21 protein-coding genes and 1 riboswitch are annotated in these 20,294 nt (G+C 71.9%); of the genes, 12 read left to right on the top strand and 9 right to left on the bottom strand.

Annotated elements, in window-relative coordinates; translation table 11 throughout:
- Positions 1–134: 134 nt before the first annotated feature.
- From NLX94_RS16505 to NLX94_RS16495, 3 genes are all read left to right on the top strand, one after another.
- Positions 135–536 (top strand): DUF3040 domain-containing protein, encoded by a 402-nt coding sequence (locus tag NLX94_RS16505; protein ID WP_254383525.1) that lies wholly within the window; start codon positions 135–137, stop codon positions 534–536.
- 141 nt (positions 537–677) lie between these two features.
- On the top strand, positions 678–1,292 hold the full coding sequence (locus NLX94_RS16500; RefSeq protein WP_254383523.1) for a DUF4126 domain-containing protein: 615 nt from the start codon (positions 678–680) through the stop codon (positions 1,290–1,292).
- Positions 1,293–1,302: 10 nt separating this feature from the next.
- Positions 1,303–2,703, top strand: a complete 1,401-nt coding sequence (locus tag NLX94_RS16495; protein ID WP_254383521.1) for an NAD(P)/FAD-dependent oxidoreductase — start codon at positions 1,303–1,305, stop codon at positions 2,701–2,703.
- On the opposite strand, the gene NLX94_RS16490 is transcribed toward NLX94_RS16495, so the two are convergent.
- The 5 genes from NLX94_RS16490 to NLX94_RS16470 all read right to left on the bottom strand — a co-directional run bounded on the left by NLX94_RS16490 (position 2,700) and on the right by NLX94_RS16470 (position 7,148).
- Positions 2,700–3,602 (bottom strand): hypothetical protein, encoded by a 903-nt coding sequence (locus NLX94_RS16490; protein ID WP_254383519.1) that lies wholly within the window; start codon positions 3,600–3,602, stop codon positions 2,700–2,702. The genes NLX94_RS16495 and NLX94_RS16490 overlap by 4 nt on opposite strands.
- Positions 3,603–3,652: 50 nt before the next feature.
- Positions 3,653–4,567 (bottom strand): methylenetetrahydrofolate reductase [NAD(P)H], encoded by a 915-nt coding sequence (gene metF / locus NLX94_RS16485; RefSeq protein WP_254383517.1) that lies wholly within the window; start codon positions 4,565–4,567, stop codon positions 3,653–3,655.
- Positions 4,568–4,675: 108 nt separating this feature from the next.
- Positions 4,676–5,326, bottom strand: coding sequence for a thiamine phosphate synthase (gene thiE / locus NLX94_RS16480; protein WP_254383516.1), 651 nt, complete (start codon positions 5,324–5,326; stop codon positions 4,676–4,678).
- Positions 5,327–5,421: 95 nt separating this feature from the next.
- Entirely contained in the window at positions 5,422–5,787 is a 366-nt protein-coding gene (locus NLX94_RS16475; protein ID WP_243330105.1) for an Rv2175c family DNA-binding protein, read from the bottom strand.
- A 191-nt stretch (positions 5,788–5,978) separates the two neighbouring features.
- Positions 5,979–7,148 carry an FAD-dependent oxidoreductase gene (locus tag NLX94_RS16470; RefSeq protein WP_302169753.1) on the bottom strand — a complete coding sequence of 390 codons (1,170 nt, stop codon included), beginning with the start codon at positions 7,146–7,148 and terminating at the stop codon, positions 5,979–5,981.
- 223 nt (positions 7,149–7,371) lie between these two features.
- A riboswitch (TPP riboswitch) is annotated at positions 7,372–7,484 on the top strand.
- Between NLX94_RS16470 and thiO the strand changes: the two genes are divergently transcribed.
- From thiO to NLX94_RS16440, 6 genes are all read left to right on the top strand, one after another.
- Complete coding sequence (thiO, locus tag NLX94_RS16465) at positions 7,482–8,705, top strand: glycine oxidase ThiO (RefSeq protein ID WP_254383514.1); 1,224 nt, start codon at positions 7,482–7,484, stop codon at positions 8,703–8,705. It overlaps the preceding riboswitch by 3 nt.
- A complete protein-coding gene (gene thiS, locus NLX94_RS16460) occupies positions 8,702–8,908 on the top strand; it encodes a sulfur carrier protein ThiS (protein WP_254383512.1) in 207 nt (68 codons plus the stop codon). The genes thiO and thiS overlap by 4 nt, the downstream gene beginning before the upstream one ends.
- Before the next feature lie 16 nt (positions 8,909–8,924).
- Complete coding sequence (locus tag NLX94_RS16455) at positions 8,925–9,719, top strand: thiazole synthase (RefSeq protein ID WP_254383953.1); 795 nt, start codon at positions 8,925–8,927, stop codon at positions 9,717–9,719.
- 678 nt (positions 9,720–10,397) lie between these two features.
- Positions 10,398–12,314 carry a Stk1 family PASTA domain-containing Ser/Thr kinase gene (gene pknB, locus NLX94_RS16450; protein ID WP_254383510.1) on the top strand — a complete coding sequence of 639 codons (1,917 nt, stop codon included), beginning with the start codon at positions 10,398–10,400 and terminating at the stop codon, positions 12,312–12,314.
- Between the two features lie 9 nt (positions 12,315–12,323).
- A complete protein-coding gene (locus tag NLX94_RS16445; RefSeq protein ID WP_254383508.1) occupies positions 12,324–13,199 on the top strand; it encodes a deoxyribonuclease IV in 876 nt (291 codons plus the stop codon).
- Positions 13,200–13,302: 103 nt separating this feature from the next.
- Positions 13,303–13,821, top strand: a complete 519-nt coding sequence (locus tag NLX94_RS16440; RefSeq protein ID WP_254383507.1) for a DUF4396 domain-containing protein — start codon at positions 13,303–13,305, stop codon at positions 13,819–13,821.
- 25 nt (positions 13,822–13,846) lie between these two features.
- On the opposite strand, the gene NLX94_RS16435 is transcribed toward NLX94_RS16440, so the two are convergent.
- Positions 13,847–14,479, bottom strand: coding sequence for a sulfite oxidase-like oxidoreductase (locus NLX94_RS16435; RefSeq protein WP_254383506.1), 633 nt, complete (start codon positions 14,477–14,479; stop codon positions 13,847–13,849).
- 173 nt (positions 14,480–14,652) lie between these two features.
- Here NLX94_RS16435 and bfr point away from each other — a divergent pair, with 173 nt between their 5' ends.
- Positions 14,653–15,129: a bacterioferritin gene (gene bfr / locus NLX94_RS16430; RefSeq protein WP_254383505.1), complete on the top strand. Its 477-nt coding sequence runs from the start codon at positions 14,653–14,655 to the stop codon at positions 15,127–15,129.
- Between the two features lie 30 nt (positions 15,130–15,159).
- Here the strand turns inward: bfr and NLX94_RS16425 are convergent, their stop codons facing one another.
- Positions 15,160–15,438, bottom strand: coding sequence for a (2Fe-2S)-binding protein (locus tag NLX94_RS16425; protein WP_254383952.1), 279 nt, complete (start codon positions 15,436–15,438; stop codon positions 15,160–15,162).
- 162 nt (positions 15,439–15,600) lie between these two features.
- A complete protein-coding gene (locus NLX94_RS16420; protein WP_374683967.1) occupies positions 15,601–16,965 on the bottom strand; it encodes a class II 3-deoxy-7-phosphoheptulonate synthase in 1,365 nt (454 codons plus the stop codon).
- 117 nt (positions 16,966–17,082) lie between these two features.
- On the opposite strand from NLX94_RS16420, the gene NLX94_RS39610 reads away from it, so the two are divergent.
- Positions 17,083–17,151, top strand: coding sequence for a trp operon leader peptide (locus tag NLX94_RS39610; protein ID WP_374683977.1), 69 nt, complete (start codon positions 17,083–17,085; stop codon positions 17,149–17,151).
- Between the two features lie 117 nt (positions 17,152–17,268).
- Entirely contained in the window at positions 17,269–19,179 is a 1,911-nt protein-coding gene (locus tag NLX94_RS16415; protein WP_254383503.1) for an anthranilate synthase family protein, read from the top strand.
- A 104-nt stretch (positions 19,180–19,283) separates the two neighbouring features.
- On the opposite strand, the gene NLX94_RS16410 is transcribed toward NLX94_RS16415, so the two are convergent.
- Entirely contained in the window at positions 19,284–20,276 is a 993-nt protein-coding gene (locus NLX94_RS16410) for a 2-hydroxyacid dehydrogenase (RefSeq protein ID WP_254383502.1), read from the bottom strand.
- Positions 20,277–20,294: the final 18 nt, after the last annotated feature.

Raw genomic sequence — 20,294 nt, 5'->3', positions numbered from 1 at the left:
AGCGGTACTTTTTACGGGCAGTGTTTTTTTAGAACGTGGCGTAGAGGGCGGGTATCACGGGGGCGATTCCCCGCCTATCCTGAAGGGGACCCCTGGTCGCTACCCCCCGCGACCGACGGATGAGGAGGACTCCCGTGCCGCTCTCGGAGCACGAGCAGCGAATGCTCGAGCAGATGGAGCGAGCGCTGTACGCCGAAGATCCCAAATTCGCTACAGCGCTTGAGGGAAGCGGACTGCGCACGTACACCCGGCGACGGGTCTACCAGGCAGTCGCAGGCATTGTGGTGGGTATCGCGCTCCTCATGACCGGTGTGATCGTGCCGAACGTACTGTGGATCAGCGTGGTGGGATTCCTCGTCATGCTGGGCTGTACGGTGCTCGTGGTCACCGGTTGGCGCAAGGCACCCAAGCCTGGTGAGCAGCCCGTCTCCGGTAGTGCAGCCGGTTCGCCCCAAGGGCAGAACCGGCAGCGTCGGTCGATGATGACCCGTATCGAGGAACGGTGGCAGCGCCGCCGTGACGAACAGGGGCAGTAGGCCCCGCTGACAGACTCGGGTGAGGGGACGGCCGCCGGAAGGCGGCCGTCCCCTCACCGTTTTCCCGCGGCCTGCGTTCCCGCGGCCTGTCGCCATCGCCGCTTCCGCGCCGGATCGCGGCTTCTGGGACATGATGATCAGATGAGTGTGCTCCCCCTGGTCTTCACCAGCGGCTGGGCCAGTGGGATCAACGCATACGCCGTGGTCCTCCTGCTCGGCATCTTCGGCCGGGCCGGCCTGACCGACGAGGTCCCCGCGTCCCTGCAGCGCACCGACGTGCTCGCCGTCGCCGCCGTCCTCTTCCTCTGCGAGGCGGTCGCCGACAAGATCCCGTTCGTGGACTCCCTCTGGGACACCGTCCACACCGTGATCCGCCCGGTGTCCGGAGCGGTGGTCGGCGCACTGCTGGCCGGGCAGAGCGGCTCGCTGTCAGACATCGCCGCCGGCGCGGTCGGCGGCTCCACCGCCCTGGCCAGCCATTTCGTCAAAGCCGGCACGCGCATGGCGATCAACACCTCGCCCGAGCCGTTCAGCAACGTCATCATGAGCACCGCCGAGGACCTCGGCGTGGGCGGCATCGTCACCTTCGCCATGTTCAATCCGGAGGCCGCCGCGATCATCTGCGCCGTCCTGCTGATCATCGGACTCGCCCTGCTGATCTACCTCTGGGCCAGGATCCGCCGCTTCCTGCGCCGCCGCGCCCAGCGCCGCGAGGAAAAGAGGCTCGCCGCAGAGGTCTCCCGGGTCGCTCGATAGGCTCAGCGGCATGGCACGAATTGCGGTGATCGGCGCCGGGATGGGCGCGATGGCGACGGCGGCACGGCTGGCCGTGGCCGGACATCAGGTGACGGTGTACGAGCGCGGGGCGACCTACGGCGGGGCCGTCGGCCGGTACGCCCGCGACGGCTTCGTCTTCGACACCGGCCCCGGGCTGGTGCACCTGCCCGCCGTCTACCGCGACCTGTTCGTCAAGACCGGCAAGCGCCCCCTGGAGGAGTGCGCCGAGCTGGTCCAGATCGACCCCGCCGTCCGCTACCTCCTCCCGGACGGCCGTACGGTCACCTTCCCGGGCGGCTCGCACGGCGGCGCCGCCGCCGCGGTCGACGCGGCCTTCGGGCCCGGCTCCGGGGACCGCTGGAGCGCGGTCCTGGGCCGTGCCCGGGACGCCTGGGACGCCACCCGCCGGCCGCTCCTGGAAGAGCCGCTGAAGCAGGACCGGTCGGCCCTGGGCCGCGATCCGTACCCCGCGCTGCGCGGGAGCGGACTGCTGCGCCGCCGGCCGCCCACCCTGGCCGAGGTCGCGGCCCGCGAGCTCGGCGGCAACGGCTTCGACGAGCTGCTCACCGCGCGCGTACGGGCGTACGGGGTCGATCCGGCGACCGCGCCCGCCTCGGCGGCGGTGCTCCCCTACATGGAGCAGACCTTCGGCAGCTGGTACGTGCGCGGCGGGGTCCGGGAGCTGGCCACCGCCGTGTACGAACGGTGCCTGGAGCGGAAGGTCGTCTTCGAGTTCGGCGTGGCGGTGCGGGAGGTCCTCGTGCAGGGCGGGCGGGCAGCCGGGCTGCGCCTGGCCGACGGCACCGAGGTGACGGCCGACCACGTGGTCTGCGCGGCCGACCCCCAGCTCGTGAAGATGCCGCCCGCGTTCGACGCCGCGCCCGCCCCTACGGAGCCCGCACACTGGTACACCCTGTTCGCCGCGCTGCGCGGGGACCGCGAGGACGGGGCCGCGCACCGCACGCTGGCAGGCCCCGTCACCGTGCTGCGCCCCGACGACCCCGCCACCCGGCCGGACGCCGAGCACGAGGCGGTCACCGTGCACGCCGTGGTGACGGCGGGGGCAGCGGCCGCTCCGTCCGCCGAGGACCTGCTGGCGGCGGCCGCCCGCGTCGTCCCCGGGCTGCGGGAGCGGCTGCTGTGGCACGAGCTGCGCACCCCGGCCGACGTCGAGGCGGCCACCGGCGCGGCGCAGGGCCGCGTGCCCGCGCCCTCACTGGCCGGAGCCGGGGGCCGGCTGCTGCACCCCGCCAACACCACGGCCGTGCCCGGGCTGTACCTGGCCGGCGGCTGGGCGCACCCGGGCGGCGGACTGGCGCACGCCGGGATGACGGGGGCCCTGGTGGCCGGGCTCATCGTGGAGGGCGCGGACTTCCGCGGCTCCCGCTAGTAGCGGTACTGCTCGTACTCCCCCGTGCCCTGGTACGGGTACGGGTTCGGGTACGGCTGCTGCTGCGGCTCCTCCACCGGGTAGGGCTGGGTGGCATCGCGCTGCTGCGGGACCCAGACCCCGCCGGGCGGGGTGTCCAAGGAGTACTGCTCCTGCTGCCCGGTCGCGTACGGGTCCGGGGCGTAGCCGCCGTACGGGGCCGGGTAGCCGTAGGGCTGCTGCGGGGCGACGGCTCCGCCGGTGCCGATGTACGGATCCGAGTACGCGGCGTAGACCTGCTGCTCGCCGGGGGCCGGATAGCCGGTCGTGTAGTCGTAGCCGCCCTGGCCCTGCGGGTCGTAGTACGCCGCGTACTGGTGGGCGTCCTGCTCGGCCGGGGCGAACGGAGAGGCGAAGGCGGCGGTCTCGCCGGGGGCCGCGTACGAACCGGCGGCCGGCTGCGCGGGGTGGAACCCGGGAGCCGGTGCGTGCACGCCGCCCCCGGTGAACGCGCCGGAATCCTCGGCGGAGTCGTCCTCGGAGTCCGCGTCCCCGGCCGGGTCGGGCCCGTACTCCAGGGCCGTGACCTCCAGGGCCGGCTCGGGACGCGGTGCGCCCCCGGCCCGGCGGCGCCGGCTCTGGGCGGGCTCGGGCGCGGGGGCCTTGCCCCGGCGCAGCGACCAGCCGGACACGAAGCCCTTGCGGAAGGAGAGGGTCACCAGCGTCTGGCCGATCGCGAAGGCGACGGCGCCGGCCCCGATGACGAGCACCGACGGCAGCACGACACCGGCGACCACGCCGACGAAGCCGGCGAAGGCGAGCAGGCGCCAGCGCAGCCGGGCCTTGTACTGCATCAGGACCTCGGCAAGCAGCCACAGCGCGACGAAACCGAACGCGATGTAGAGGACCGTCATTCCCATGCGGGGCCCCTCTCGGTACGGCCGCCCGCCCGGGAACGGGGGCCGGCCGATCAGGCCCGCTGGTGCAGGCCCAAGTTCTCGTAGATCTCCAGCGTCGCCGTGGAATTGTTCAGCGTGATGAAGTGCAGCCCCGGGACACCCTCGGACAGCAGCCGCGCGCAGAACTCCGTGGCGAACTCGATGCCAATGGAGCGTACAGCGGCTGCGTCGTCCTTGACCGCGAGCATGCGCTCTTTCACAGCCGCAGGGAAGATCGCGTTGCTGAGTTGCGGGAGCCGGTCGAGCTGCTTGATGTTCACAACAGGCATGACCTCGGGGATGATCGGGGTCTCGCAGCCCGCCTTCGCCACGCTGTCGCGCATCCGGAGGTAGTGCTCCGGATCGAAGAACATCTGTGTGATCGCATAGTCGGCGCCCGCGCGGCACTTGTCCACGAAGTGACGGATGTCCGTGTCCCAGTCCGTGGAGCGGGGGTGCATCTCGGGGAAGGCCGCGACGCCGACGCAGAAGTCGCCGGACTCCTTGACCAGCCGGACCAGGTCGGCCGCGTAGTGCACGCCCTCCGGGTGCGGCACCCACTCGCCCATGGGGTTGCCCGGCGGGTCTCCGCGCACGACGAGCATGTTCCGGATGCCCGCGTCGGCGAACTGCCCGATGACGTTGCGCAGCTCGGCGATCGAGTGGTCGACGGCGGTGAGGTGCGCGACCGGGGTCAGCGTGGTGTCCGAGGCGATCTGCTCGGTGGCCCGGACGGTGCCGCCGCGGGTGGAGCCGCCGGCCCCGTAGGTGACGGAGACGAAGCTCGGCGCCACCGCCTCGACCCGGCGCAGCGCGTTCCAGAGGTTGCGCTCGCCCTTCTCCGTCTTGGGGGCCCAGAACTCGAAGGAGTACGAGCGCCCGGACGCGATGAGGTCTCGGACCGTGTGCGCACGGTCCGACCAGGTGGAAGAGGTACCAAAGGCCATACGGGGAGGTTAGACGCGGGTCGGGGTCCACCGAAGCGTTGTCCACGGATTGGACTCAAAAATGAGACGCGGGGTGCTTCGCGCGGCGGGCGGCCCTGCCCGAGTCGGCTAGCCGAGCCGGGCCCGGACCCGCTTGGCGAGGTCGGCGGCGGCGGCGCCGGGGTCGGAGGCCTCGGTGAGGGCCCGTACGACCACGACGCGGGAGGCGCCGGCGTCCAGGACCTCGTCCAGATTGCCCGCGTCGATCCCGCCGATGGCGAACCACGGCCGGTCCTGGGCGAGCGAGGCAGCGTGCCGGACGAGGCCGAGGCCGGGGGCGAACCGGCCGGGCTTGGTGGGGGTGGGCCAGCAGGGGCCGGTGCAGAAGTAGTCCACGCCGGGCTCGGCGGCGGCCGCGTCGACCTCCGCCTCGGAGTGGCAGGAGCGGCCGATGAGGACCGTCTGCCCCAGGATGGCGCGGGCTGCGGGCACCGGGATGTCGCCCTGCCCGAGGTGCAGCACGTCCGAGCCGATCGCGTGCGCGACGTCGGCCCGGTCGTTGACGGCGAGCAGCTTCCCGTGGCGGCGGGCCGCTTCGGCGAAGACCTGGAGGTGCTCCAGCTCCTCGCCGGCCTCCATGCCCTTGTCGCGGAGCTGGACGATGTCCACGCCACCGGCGAGCACGGCGTCCAGGAACTCGGGGAGGTCGCCCTGCCGCTTGCGGGCGTCCGTGCACAGGTAGAGCCGGGCGTCGGACAGCTGGGCGGCGATGGCGGACATGGGTACCCCCGGGTGGTGTGTCGTACGTACGTACGCGGTGTGCGGACCCGGCCGGGGTCCGCACACCGCGCTTGTGCTTGCTGTTGCTGTTCAGGTCAGATGGCGAGCGCCTGAGCGCGGCGCTTCACCTCCGTGCCGCGATTCTCGCTCAGCGCCTGCACGGGGGTGCCGGGCAGGGTCTCGTCGGCGGTGAAGAGCCACTCCAGGATCTCCGCGTCGGTGAAGCGGTCGTCGCGGAGCACGGTCAGCAGACCGACCAGGCCCTTGACGATCTTGTCTCCGTCGATGAAGGCGGCGGGGACCTGGAGGGAGCGGTTCTCGCCGCGGCGCACCGCGAGCAGCTGACCCTCCTTGACCAGCTGGCGAACCTTGGTCACTTCGATGTCGAGCATCTCCGCGATGTCGGGGAGGTACAGCCAGGCGGGAACAAGGGCATCGATCTTTGCGTCAATCTCGGTCACGAGCACAAGCCTGCCACCTCGAACTCCCCGCCGGTACCCGAGCGACCCCGTCCGGGGTCCGGAGGGGCCACGACACAGCCCCCAAGCCGGGCCGGAGCCGACCCGAATTTCGGGGGGGGCCGAGCCGGGACAAGGCCCGGGGCGAGGCCTGGGTGGCCCCGGCGCCGGTCTGCGCGCCCGCCCCCGCCCGGTCAGCGGAGGGTGGACTTCAGGGCGACCCCCGGGTCGGAGACCTTCGCCGGGTCCACCAGGGCCCCCGACTCGATGAGGCGCCGCCCCTGGGCGAGGTCCCGCGGGCGCCCCACCGCGAGCACCGCCACCAGCCGGCCCTCCCGCAGCCAGCACGCCGACCAGGTGTCGGCCCCCGGGTCCCCGCGCCACACCATCGCGTCCGCCCCGCCGTGGTGCCCCGCGTACTGCACGAAGCGGCCGAACTGCTCCGACCAGAAGTACGGGACCGGGTCGTAGACCTGCTCCCCGGAGCCCCCGGCCAGGATGTCCGCCGCCACCACCCGCGGCCCCTGGAGCGCGTTGTCCCAGTGGTGCACCAGCAGGCGGGACCCGTAGCGCCCCGACGGGAACGAGGCGCAGTCCCCCACGGCGTACACCCCGGGCACCGAGGTCCGCAGCCACTCGTCGGCGACCACCGCCCCGTCCGCCCCGAGCTCCACGCCGGAGCCCGCCAGCCATCCGGTGGCCGGCCGCGCGCCGATGCCGACGACCACCGCACCGGCCGGCAGCGCCCGCCCGTCGGCCAGCAGGACCCGGCCCGGCTCCACGGAGGCCACCCGCGCGCCCGTCAGCAGCTCGGCGCCGGCCTGGGCGTACCAGGCGCCCATCGGTTCGGCGACCTCCGCGGGCAGCGCGCCCGCCAGTACCCGGTCGGCCGCCTCGACCACCGTCACCGCGCAGCCCGCCTCGCGCGCGGCGGTGGCGAATTCCGCGCCGATCCACCCGGCCCCGACCACCACCACGGCGGAGCCGGCCGCCAGGACGGGCCGCAGCCGGGCCGCGTCGTCGAGGGTGCGCAGCAGGTGGACGCCGGGGACGCCCTCCGCGCCGGGCAGGGTCAGCGGGAGGGCTCCGGTCGCCAGCACGAGGACCTCGTACGGGACCGGTCCGGCCTCGGTGTCCACCTCCCGGTCGGCGGCCCGCAGCCCGGTGACCTCGACCCCGAGCCGGAGCTCGATGCGGAGCTCCTCGAAGTCGACGTCGAAGGCCGAGTCCTCGGCCTTGCCGAGGAGCACCGCCTTGGACAGCGGGGGCCGGTCGTAGGGCTGGTGGGGTTCGGCCCCCAGCAGGGTGACCGGCCCGGTCCAGCCCTGTTCCCGTAGGGCGACCGCGGTCTGGACCCCGGCCATCCCGGCGCCGACGATCACCACGCCGCGCCGATCGCCGTCGGCCTGCCGCGTCTGCTGCTCCGCCTGCTCTTGCCTCTGCTCGCTCACGCGGCCCAGCCTAATCAACTGACGGTCCGTCAGGAATAGCGGGCGGGCACCGACCGGAAACCCGCCGCGGCCCGGCCGCGGCGGCCCACCGGGGAGGCCGCCTTACCGCCCGTCGGCCTCGGCGTTACTCTGACTCCGAACCTATCGCGGGAGTCCGGGCGCACCGGGCTGAGAGGGAGGCTGGCCGGCCTCCGACCGTACGAACCTGATCCGGGTCATGCCGGCGAAGGGAGGGGCTGGACGCCCATGCATTCATCCAGGAACGGCCGGAGTCCCGGCTACGACGTCCTCGTCATCGGGGGCGGCATCATCGGCCTGGTCACCGCCTGGCGGGCGGCCCGCCGCGGGCTGCGCACCGCGCTGGCCGATCCGGCCCCCGGCGGCGGCGCCGCGCAGGTCGCGGCCGGCATGCTGGCCGCCGTCACCGAGCTGCACTACGGCGAGGAGACCCTGCTCGGGCTCAACCTCGCCTCCGCCGCCCGCTACCCCGAGTTCGCCGACGAGCTCGCCGAAGCCAGCGGCGGCATGGACATCGGCTACCGCGCCTGCGGCACCCTCGCCGTCGCCCTCGACGCCGACGACCGGCTGCACCTGCGCGAACTGCACGCCCTCCAGCGCCGCTGCGGACTGGAGTCCGAGTGGCTGACCGGCCGCGAGTGCCGACGCCTGGAACCGATGCTGGCCCCGGGCGTACGCGGCGGCCTGCGCGTGGACGGCGACCACCAGGTCGACCCCCGCCGCCTCGCGGCCGCCCTGCTGGCCGCCTGCGAACGGGCCGGGGTCGCCCTGCACCGGGCCGGCGCGGCCCGCCTGCTGACCACCGCCGACCGGGCCTGCGGCGCGGTCCTCGACGACGCGGACGGTTCGGAGCTGCGCGCCGACCAGGTGGTGCTGGCCGCGGGCTCGCTCAGCGGCCGGCTGGACGGCGTACCGCCCGAGGCCGTGGCCCCCGTACGCCCGGTGAAGGGTCAGGTGCTGCGGCTCGCGGTGCCGCCCGCGTACGCCCCGTTCCTGTCCCGGACCGTACGGGCCGTGGTGCGCGGCAGCCACGTCTACCTCGTGCCCCGCGAGAACGGCGAACTCGTCGTCGGCGCCACCAGCGAGGAACTCGGCTGGGACACCACCGTCACCGCGGGCGGGGTCTACGAACTCCTGCGCGACGCCCACGAGCTGGTGCCCGGGATCACCGAACTCCCCCTGGTGGAGACCCTGGCCGGGCTGCGTCCCGGCTCGCCGGACAACGCCCCCCTCCTCGGCCCGACCGAACTCCCGGGCCTGCACCTGGCCACCGGCCACTACCGCAACGGCGTCCTGCTCACTCCCCTCACGGGGGACGTGATGGCGGACCTGCTGACCACCGGCGAACTGCCGGAGATCGCCCGCCCCTTCACCCCGCGCCGTTTCGCCGCCACGCCCGCCCTCACGGCCACCCCCACCTCCGCCCTCGCGCGACAGGAGTCGTTCGCATGACCATCTCCGTCTCCGTCAACGGCGAGCCGCGCGAGATCGCGGACGGGACCATGCTCGCCGCCGTCGTCGCCACCCTCACCGAGGCCACCAGGGGAGTCGCGGCCGCCCTCAACGAGACCGTGGTGCCGCGCGGCCAGTGGCCCTACACCTCCGTGACCGACGGCGACCGCGTCGAGGTCCTCACCGCAGTCCAGGGAGGCTGAACACATGGTGGAACACATGGCGGACGACCTCTTCACCCTCGCCGGCCGGACCTTCTCCTCGCGCCTGATCATGGGCACCGGCGGGGCCCCGAGCCTGGACATCCTGGAACGGGCGCTCGTCGCGTCCGGCACGGAACTCACCACGGTTGCCATGCGGCGCCTCGACCCGACGGTCCAGGGCTCGGTCCTGTCCGTCCTGAACCGCCTCGGCATCGCGGTCCTCCCCAACACCGCGGGCTGCTTCACGGCGGGCGAGGCCGTCCTGACGGCGCGCCTCGCCCGGGAGGCCCTCGGCACGGACTGGATCAAGCTGGAGGTCGTCGCGGACGAACGCACCCTCCTCCCGGACGGGGTCGAACTGCTCGACGCGGCCGAAACCCTGGTCGACGAGGGCTTCACCGTCCTCCCCTACACGAACGACGACCCGGTCCTCGCCCGCAAACTGGAGGACGTGGGCTGCGCGGCGATCATGCCGCTCGGCTCCCCCATCGGCTCCGGCATGGGCATCCGCAACCCGCACAACTTCGAGCTGATCACCGAACGCGCCGGTGTCCCCGTCATCCTGGACGCCGGCGCCGGAACGGCCTCGGACGTGGCCCTGGCCATGGAACTGGGCTGCGCGGCCGTCATGCTCGCCTCCGCGGTCACCCGGGCCCAGCTCCCCGTCCTGATGGCCGCGGCCATGCGCGACGCGGTCACGGCAGGCCGCCTGGCCCACCGCGCGGGCCGCATCCCCCAACGCCGCTTCGCAGAAGCCTCCTCCCCAACAGAAGGCCGAGCCACCCTGGACCCGGAACGCCCGGCGTTCTGAGGGGGCGGCGGTACGGGTTCCCGTGCGAGCGGGGCCCTCGCACCCCACCCCGAGCCGGTGGCTGCCCACCGATGCCGGGCCGCGACCGAACCGCCCAGCCCGGCGGGACCAGGGAAGAACCGGTGTCCGGGCCGGCCGGGAGCGTCGAAGGGTTGGGGTTTCCCGGCAGCCTCATCGTCCTTCCGCGTCGGCCCGGCCTGTCAAGGGCGCTCACTGCGTTCGCGTCGCTTCGCGACGGCCTTCGGCCGCCCTTGACAGACCGACCCGCCACGGAAAAACGAAGGCAGCCGGAAAACCCCAAAAGAACGGGCGGGCCAGAGAGGCAGGGACGGGCCCAGCAGGGAGGCGCAACCAAACTCCGCAAGGCCCGCCCCGAGCCCAGGCACCCCACGAACCGCCAGTGCTGGCGACGGGCGCATCAGATCGCTACACACACCCCCCGGCTCAGCGACTGACCGCCGTCACAACCCCTCTCTTCCCACCCGGTTCCGCTGTACTGGTCCCGTTCCGGCCCCGCACCGAGCGGCGGCGGGTGGGCAGCCATCGGCCAGGGGTGGAGCGCGAGGGGGCGAGGGCCCCGCTCGCACGGGAACCCGTACCGCCGCCCCACGTCACAGCTGCGCTGCAACCCCCCGGCGGCCGGGGCGGGGGTCCGTCGCGCCCTCGTAGAATCTCCGGGTGGATACGACCCTGGATGATCCCCTCGTCGGGCAGACGCTCGACGGCCGCTACCGCGTGGATGCCCGCATCGCGGCCGGCGGCATGGCCACGGTCTACCGGGCCGTCGACACCCGCCTGGACCGGGTGCTCGCGCTCAAGGTGATGCATCCGGCGCTCGCCGCCGATCCCGGCTTCGTCGACCGGTTCATCCGGGAGGCCAAGTCCGTGGCCCGGCTCGCCCATCCCAACGTGGTCGCCGTCTTCGACCAGGGCACGCACGGGCCGTACACGTACCTCGCCATGGAGTACGTCTCCGGCTGCACGCTGCGCGACGTGCTCCGCGAGCGCGGTGCGCTCCAGCCCCGGGCCGCCCTCGACATCCTCGAGCCGGTGCTCGCCGCCCTCGGCGCCGCGCACCGCGCAGGTTTCGTGCACCGGGACATGAAGCCCGAGAACGTGCTGATCGGCGACGACGGCCGGGTCAAGGTGGCCGACTTCGGGCTGGTCCGGTCCGTGGACTCCGTGACCAACACCACCGGGTCCGTCCTCGGTACCGTCTCCTACCTCGCCCCCGAGCAGATCGAGAACGGCGTCACCGACACCCGGGTGGACGTCTACGCCTGCGGCGTCGTCTTCTACGAGATGCTCACCGGCTCCAAGCCGCACACCGGGGACAACCCCGCCCAGGTGCTCTACCAGCACCTCAACGAGGACGTACCGCCCCCGTCGGCCGCCGTCCCCGGGCTGCCCGCCGTGCTGGACGAGCTCGTCGCCCAGGCCACCGCGCGCAACCCCGATCTGCGGCCGTACGACGCTGCCGCGCTCCTCGGGCTGGCCATGGACGCCCGCGCGCAGCTGGCCGACTCCGACCTGGACGCCGTACCGCCGCAGGCCCGGGCCACGGAGCGGACCGCCGCCGAGGACCGTACGGGCGTGATCCCGCGCCCGGTCACCACGCACGCCTCGCATGCCGAGCCCGTGTCCCACACCTCCCGGCTCGCGGCTCCGCCCCTGCCGCCCGCGCCGGCGCCGGCCGCCTCGCGGATCCGGCGCCCCGGACCGCTGCTCGTCGTACTCGGTGTCCTGCTCTTCCTCGGCCTCGGCACGGGGGTCTGGTACATCAGCTCCGGCCAATTCACGAAGGTCCCGAACCTGCTCGGCAAGACCGAGGCGGAGGCCAAGTCGCAGCTGTCGGCGGCCGGGCTCGGGGTGAAGCGGATCGACCGGAAGTTCAGCGCGGCCTTCGACAAGGGGACCGTGATGAACACCGATCCCGCCGGCGGCAAGCGCATCCGCGGCAACGGCGCGGTGACGCTCACCATCTCGCGCGGGCCCGAGGTCGTCATGGTGCCCGACCTCAAGGGCAAGCCCCTGGAGGCCGCGAAGGCCGAGCTAACCTCGGCCGGCCTGACGCCGGGGGCGGTCACACAGGCCTTCAGCCAGGACGTCGCGCAGGGCTCGGTGATCAGCACGGACCCGGTGGGCGGCCAGAAGCGGTCCCTCGACACCCCGGTGGCGATGGTGGTCAGCAAGGGCCGTCCGGTGCCGGTCCCGCGCGTCACGGGCGTCTCCCTCGACCAGGCCCGTTCCACGCTGGAGGACCTCGGTCTGAAGGTGGAGACGGCCCCCGAGGAGGTCAATTCCCCCTCCCCCGCCGGTACGGTCGCCAACCAGTCGATCGGCGCCGGCAGCCAGGCCGCCACGGGTGACACGGTCACCCTGACCGTGTCCAAGGGGCCCCGCCAGATCCCGGTCCCGGACGTCACCGGTCAGGAGGCCGACGCGGCCCGCAAGACCCTGGAGGGCCTGGGCTTCAAGGTCAAGATCGACAAGCCCTTCATCTCCTTCAGTAACACCGTCGACTCCCAGTCGGTCCCCGCGGGCCAGAACGCCGCCGAGGGCAGCACCATCACCATCAGGACCAAGGGGCTGTAACAGCACGCCATGAACAACAACTCAACGAGCCGCAATCCAGTCGGCGGGCACGTGCCCGTCGCGGGCGGGCTCGCCTCGGTCGGGCTGACGTACGCCCGCGAGATGCGCGCCGAGGCCGTGCAGGTATTCGTCGCCAATCCGCGCGGCTGGGCCACCCCGGCCGGCAATCCCGCCCAGGACGAGCTGTTCCGCGAGGCCTGCTCGGCCGAGGGGATACCGGCGTACGTCCACGCGCCGTACCTGATCAACTTCGGCTCGCACACCGAGGCGACCGTGGAGAAGTCCGTGGAATCGCTGCGGCACTCACTGCGCCGGGCCCGCGCGATCGGCGCCCTCGGGGTGGTCGTGCACACCGGCTCGGCGACCGGCGGGCGGCCGCGCGAAGCGGCGTACGCGCAGGTCAGGGAGCACATGCTGCCACTGCTGGACGAGCTGACGCACGAGGACGACCCCTTCCTGCTGCTGGAGTCCACGGCCGGGCAGGGCTCCTCGCTGTGCTCGACCGCCGAGGAGTTCGGCCCGTACTTCGACGCCCTCGACCGCCACCCGATGCTCGGGATCTGCCTCGACACCTGCCACATCTTCGCGGCCGGGCACGATCTGGCGGAGCCGGGCGGGACGAAGCAGACGCTGGACCTGCTGGTGGACACGGTGGGCGAGGGCCGGCTGAAGCTGGTGCACGCCAACGACTCCAAGGAGGGCGTGGGCGCCCACAAGGACCGGCACGCGCAGATCGGGCAGGGCCACATCGGCCGGGACGCCTTCGCCGAGCTGTTCACGCACCCGGCGATGGAGGGCGTACCGCTGATCATCGAGACGCCGGGCGGCAAGGAAGGGCACGCGGCGGACGTGGCGCTCCTGAAGGAGCTGCGCGGGCTCGGCTGATCCCCGATCCGATGATCTGTTGAGGAATACCCCTGGGGGGTATACGGTTCTGTCATATCGACCGACAGAGCCGCTATCCGGCGTTCCTCGCCAGGGGGTTGTCATGGAACACGCGCACGAGCAGCAGCACGAGCACGAGCAGCACCAGGGACACCACGCGCACCACCACGCCACCCCCGGCGGAAAGGTCACCTGGGCCACCGCCGCGCGGGCCACGCTCCACTGCCTCACCGGGTGCGCCATCGGCGAGGTGCTCGGCATGGTCATCGGCACCGCGCTCGGCTGGGGGAACGCCCCGACGATGGTCCTCGCGATCGCCCTCGCGTTCTTCTTCGGCTACGCGTTCACTCTGCGGGCGGTCCGCTCCGCCGGCCTGGACTTCCGTACGGCCATTCGGGTGGCGTTGGCGGCGGACACCCTGTCGATCACCGTGATGGAAGTGATCGACAACGGGGTGCTCCTGCTCTGGCCCGGAGCCATGGACGCGATGCTGTCGGACGCGCTGTTCTGGACGGCGCTCGGGATCGCGTTCGCGGTGGCCTTCGCCGTCACCACGCCGGTCAACAAGTGGATGATCGGCCGCGGCAAGGGCCACGCGGTGGTCCACCAGTACCACCACTGAGCCACCGAACGGATGAACGGATGAGCTACAGCTCGGGGCCGTCCCCCGGCTCCTCCTGGTACGAGTAGCGCTGCTCGCGCCAGGGGTCGCCGATGTTGTGGTAGCCGCGCTCCTCCCAGAAGCCGCGGCGGTCGGCGGTCATGTACTCGATGCCGCGGACCCACTTGGGGCCCTTCCAGGCGTAGAGGTGCGGCACGACCAGCCGGAGCGGAAAACCGTGCTCGGCGGTGAGCAGTTCACCACCCTGATGAGTGGCGAAGACGGTCCGCTCGGAGGCGAAGTCCGCGAGGCGCATGTTGGAGCTGAAGCCGTACTCGGCCCACACCATCACGTGCGTGACCTGCGGGGACGGCGGGGCCAGGGTGAGGATCTCACGGGCGAGCACGCCGCCCCATTCGGCACCGGTCATGCTGAACTTCGTCACGCAGTGCAGGTCCGCCTCGACGGACTCGAACGGCAGGGCCGCGAACTCCTCGTGGTTCCAGCAGTGCTTCTCACCGTCGGCCGTCGCGCCGAAGACGCGGAACTCCCAGCGCTCGGGCTTGAACTTGGGTACCGGCCCGTAATGGGTGACCGGCCAGCCTCGCTGCAACCGCTGGCCCGGGGGGAGCTCCAGTTGTTCTGATCCCGGAGATTCCCGGCTTTCCGGCTGACCCATGTCTCCATGGTGACAGACTTGGCGGGGTGGTCATGACCAGCTTCGCCCGGATTCGGGCAAGTCACGGTAACTCCCACTAAGGAGGCACTTACTGGACGGCCTCCTGCGGCGGTGCAAGGATGCGCGCACCTGCCCCGTCACATTGCTGACATTGCTTGGAAGGAGCCTCTGCGATGCAGGGCGACCCCGAGGTCCTCGAGTTTCTCAACGAGCAGCTGACCGGCGAACTTACGGCCATCAACCAGTACTGGCTCCACTACCGGATCCAGGACAACAAGGGCTGGACCAAGCTCGCCAAGTACACGCGTGAAGAGTCCATCGATGAGATGAAGCACGCGGACAAGATCACCGAGCGCATCCTGATGCTCGACGGTCTGCCGAACTACCAGCGCCTCTTCCACGTCCGCGTCGGCCAGACGCTGACCGAGATGTTCCAGGCCGACCGGCAGGTCGAGGTCGAGGCGATCGACCGCCTCAAGCGCGGCATCGAGGTCATGCGCGGCAAGGGTGACGTCACCTCGGCGCGCCTCTTCGAGGAGATCCTGGAGGACGAGGAGCACCACATCGACTACCTCGACACCCAGCTGGAGCTCATCGAGTCCATCGGCGAGGCGCTCTACATCTCGCAGCTCATCGAGCAGCCGAGCTAGTACGTCGAGCCGGTCCGTACGGAGCGCGTCCTACGCGGCTTCGGCGAGCTCTGTGCCGGCCGACGCCAGTGCCGGTACCAGCGGGTCGGCCGCGAGCACGGCGGCGGCGTCGCCCTTCTCCAGCAGTTCACGGCGCGGGCAGGCCCCGCGGCCGAGGAGACCCTGGATGGTCCGCACGCAGGAACCGCAGTCGGTGCCGGCCTTCGTGGCCGAGGCGATCTGGCGGGGCGTGCAGGCTCCGGCCTCCGCGTGGTCCTTGACCTGCTTGTCGGTGACCCCGAAACAAGAGCAGACGTACACGCGGTTCACCTCCCAGGAAGGAATGGTTCGGCCAGCCATCCCCTATTCGGTGAGGCTTACCTAACCATACCCAAACTTAGGGTTCCCTAAAAGAGCCGGTAACGACGATGGGGCGCGGATCACATTCGATCCGCGCCCCATCGTCATGAGGTGCTCACAGCGAGCTTCCGCCTACTGGTCGCGGTACATCTCTGCGACCAGGAACGCCAGGTCCAGGGACTGGCTGCGGTTGAGGCGCGGGTCGCAGGCCGTCTCGTAGCGCTGGTGCAGGTCGTCGACGAAGATCTCGTCGCCGCCGCCCACGCACTCGGTGACATCGTCACCGGTGAGCTCGACGTGGATGCCGCCCGGGTGGGTGCCGAGGCCCTTGTGGACCTCGAAGAAGCCCTTGACCTCGTCGAGCACGTCGTCGAAACGGCGCGTCTTGTGGCCGGAGGCCGCCTCGAAGGTGTTGCCGTGCATCGGGTCGGTGACCCAGGCGACGGTCGCGCCGGAGGCGGTGACCTTCTCGACGAGCTCGGGGAGCTTGTCGCGGACCTTGTCGGCGCCCATGCGGACGACGAAGGTCAGCCGGCCCGGCTCGCGCTCGGGGTCGAGCCGGTCGATGTAGGTCAGCGCCTCGTCCACCGAGGTGGTGGGGCCGAGCTTGATGCCGATCGGGTTGGCGATCTGCGAGCAGAACTCGATGTGCGCGTGGTCGAGCTGGCGGGTGCGCTCACCGATCCAGACCATGTGGCCCGAGGTGTCGTACAGGCGGCCCGTGCGGGAGTCCGTACGGGTGAGGGCGCCCTCGTAGTCGAGGAGCAGCGCCTCGTGGGAGGCGTAGAACTCGACGGCCTTGAACTCCGCCGGGTCGGTGCCGCAGGCCTTCATGAAGTTCAGGGCGTTGTCGATCTCCCGCGCGAGCTGCTCGTAGCGCTGCCCGGACGGGGAGTTCTTCACGAAGTCCTGGTTCCAGGCGTGCACCTGGCGCAGGTCGGCGTAGCCACCGGTGGTGAAGGCGCGCACCAGGTTCAGCGTCGAGGCCGACGCGTGGTACATGCGCTTCAGCCGCTCGGGGTCCGGGATCCGGGCCTCTTCGGTGAAGGCGAAGCCGTTGACGGAGTCGCCGCGGTAGGTCGGCAGGGTGATGCCGTCGCGGGTCTCGGTGTCCTTGGAGCGCGGCTTGGAGTACTGGCCCGCGATGCGGCCGACCTTGACCACCGGCACGGAGGCCGCGTAGGTCAGGACGGCACTCATCTGGAGCAGCGTCTTCAGCTTGGCGCGGATGTGGTCGGCGGAGACGGCATCGAAGGCCTCGGCGCAGTCGCCACCCTGCAGCAGGAACGCCTCGCCCTTGGCGACGGCTCCCAGACGGGCGCGCAGCTGGTCGCATTCGCCCGCGAAAACGAGGGGGGGATACGACTCGAGGTCCGCGACGACAGCGCGCAGGGCCTCGGCATCGGGGTACGAAGGCTGCTGCGCCGCGGGAAGGTCTCGCCAGGTCGCCTTGGAGGCGGGGGCTTGGGTTTCAGCGTTCACGGTCACCCCACACACATTACGGCGTCACACCTCGCCTCCCGGTCGAGGACCACTACGTGAGACGGATGTCTCTCACTGTGTTACTCACCCGTTTACCTGACTCCGCCCCACGGGTGGGCTAGGGTTCGGAGCATGTACGCGCACTCGAACCAGAACTGGTGGTGGACCGCTCCCGGCGGCCCACTCCTCGTGCGTACCTGAAGACACGAGCGATACGAAGGCCGCCCCGAGGGGCGGCCTTCCGCATTCTGTGAGTCAACACAGACGCGGGAACCCCGGGCCGTCCCACCCTCCGACACCGGACAGGACGCCCATCCCATGCACCCGCACCAGCAGCCCCAGCCTCACCCGCACCTGAGCCGTCTGCTCGACGACACCTGCCCGCCCTTCGCGCTGCTGCGCCGCCGCACGCCCGGCCGCGACCACGACACCGTCGAGGTGCTGATCGGCCCGGTCCACGAGGCGGAGCACCTGGCCGACCTGCCCGTCCGCGAGCTGCCCACCCTCGCCCTCGTCCCCTTCCGGCAGATCCGGGAGCGCGGGTTCGACGTACGCGACGACGGCACGCCGCTGAGCGTGCTGGTCGCCGAGGAGGCGTACGAGATCCCGCTCGCCGAGGCGCTGGCCGCGCTGCCGGCCCACGGGGTACGGGTCGACGACGGCGGCTTCGACATCCCCGACGAGGAGTACGCGGAGACCGTCCGGCGGGTCATCGAGGACGAGATCGGCCGGGGCGAGGGCGCGAACTTCGTCATCCGGCGCACCTACCGGGGCCGGATCGAGGGCTTCGGCCGCGCCGACGCCCTCGCGCTGTTCCGGCGGCTGCTGGAGGGCGAGCGGGGGGCCTACTGGACGTACGTGGTCCACACCGGGGAGCGCACCCTCGTCGGGGCCAGCCCCGAGGTGCACGTGCGGATGTCCGGCGGCACGGTCGTGATGAACCCGATCAGCGGTACGTACCGCCATCCGGCCGGCGGGCCTACGGCCGACTCGCTCCTCGCCTTCCTCGGGGACCGCAAGGAGACCGAGGAACTGTCCATGGTGGTGGACGAGGAGCTCAAGATGATGTGCACCGTCGGGGACATGGGCGGGGTGGTCGTCGGCCCCCGCCTCAAGGAGATGGCGCACCTCGCGCACACCGAGTACGAGCTGCGCGGACGCTCCTCGCTGGACGTCCGCGAGGTCCTGAAGGAGACGATGTTCGCGGCGACGGTGACCGGATCGCCGGTGCAGAACGCCTGCCGGGTCATCGAGCGGTACGAGGCGGGCGGCCGCGGCTACTACGCGGGAGCCCTGGCGCTGCTGGGCGTGGACTCCTCGGGCGCGCAGACCCTCGACTCCCCCATCCTCATCCGGACGGCGGACATCGCGCCCGACGGCGCGCTGCGGGTGCCCGTAGGGGCCACCCTCGTACGCCACTCCGACCCGGCGGGCGAGGTGGCGGAGACGCACGCGAAGGCGGCCGGGGTGCTGGCGGCGCTGGGCGTCCGCCCGGCGGCGGTGCGGCCCTCCTTCACCGGGGCCCGGCTGGCCGACGACCCCCGGGTCCAGGCAGCCCTGGCGGCCCGCCGCGAGGACCTGGCGCCGTTCTGGCTGCGGATGCAGGAGCGGCCGGCGCGGGTGACGGGCCACGCGCTGGTGGTGGACGGGGAGGACACCTTCACCTCGATGCTGCGGCACGTGCTGCGGGTGACCGGGCTGGAGGTGACCGTACGCCGCTACGACGACCCGGGGCTGCGGGCCGCCGCCCTGGCCTGGGACGGGCCGATCGTGCTCGGCCCCGGGCCGGGCGACCCGGGGGACTTCGGCGACCCGAAGATCCGGACGATGCGCGAGCTGACGGCGGAGCTCCTGGCCTCGCACCGGGGCGGGCTGCTCGGGGTCTGCCTCAGCCACCAGCTGCTCGCCGCCGAGCTGGGGCTCCCGCTGGTCCGCAAGGCGGAGCCGGCGCAGGGGGCGCAGACGCGGATCCCGCTGTTCGGGGCGGAGGAGGTCGTCGGCTTCTACAACACGTACGCAGCGCACTGCTCCGCGGAGCGGGAGCGGTCCCTGGCCCTGCGGGGCGTCGAGGTCTCCCGTGACCCCGTGACGGGTGAGGTGCACGCCCTGCGCTCCGCCTCCGGCGGGTTCGCGGGGGTCCAGTTCCACCCGGAGTCGGTGCTGACCCTCCGCGGGGCGGAAATCGTCCGCGAGCTGATCGCCGGGGTCCGGGCCGCCGCCCCGGCGTAGCCGCTGCGCGGGGCCGTCCCCTACCCGCCCTTCCACCGTTCCCCGGGCGCTGCCCGGACCCGGTCCTCAAACGCCGGACGGGCTGGAAAACCAGCCCGTCCGCGTCAGGCGGGGCTCAGCGTGTTCTCCGAGCGGCGGCCCGCCGTGTAGTCCGCGACGTTGGCGACGGTGGTGTCGATGATCTGGCCCACCGCGTCGTGCGTGTAGTACGCCTGGTGGGAGGTGACCACCACGTTCGGGAAGGTGATCAGCCGGGCGAGGGTGTCGTCCTCGACCGCCACCAGGGACTTGTCCAGGAAGAAGACGCCGGCCTCCGCCTCGTACACGTCCAGGCCCACGCCGGTGAACCGCCCCGCCCGCAGCTCCGAGACCAGCGCCTCCGTGTTCACCAGCCCGCCGCGGCTGGAGTTCACCAGGATGGCGTCGTCCTTCATCATCCGCAGCGCGTCGGCGCCGATGATGTGGTGCGTGGACTCCAGCAGCGGAACGTGCAGGCTGATCAGGTCCGAGGACGTGAACAGCTCGTCCTTGTCCACGTACTTCATGCCCAGTTCCACGCAGGCCGGGTTCTGCGCCACGTCCCAGCCCAGCAGGTTCATCCCGAAGCCGTGCGCGATCCGGGTGAACGCCTCGCCGATCTTGCCGGTGCCGAGGACGCCGACCGTCCGGCCGCGCATGTCGCGGCCCATCAGTCCGTTCAGCCGGAAGTCGAAGTCCCGGGTCCGGTTCGAGGCCCGGACGATCCGCCGGTTCACCGCCATGGCCAGGGTCCACGCGAACTCGGCCACCGAGTACGGGGAGTAGTACGACACCCGGCTGACCGTCAGGCCGAGCTGCCGTGCGACGTCCAGGTCGATGTTGTTGAAGCCGGTGGAGCGCTGGGCGATCATCTTCGTCCCGCCCGCCGCCAGGGTCCGCAGCACCCGCCCGCTCAGGTCGGCGTTGACGCTGGAGGACACGATCTCGTACCCGGCCGCGATGGGGGCGGTGTCCTCGCTCAGGAAGACGTCCAGGCAGCGCACCTCGTGCTGCCCCGCGAATGCCTTCTCGATGAGCGGCTTCTCGTCCGCCGTCACCCCGAATGCCAGGATTTCCACGTTCGCTCCCGTACTGCG

The sequence above is a fragment of the Streptomyces sp. TBY4 genome (genome assembly GCF_024213195.1).
Lineage (GTDB): Bacteria > Actinomycetota > Actinomycetes > Streptomycetales > Streptomycetaceae > Streptomyces.
This window is presented reverse-complemented; position numbering and strand designations above follow the sequence as displayed.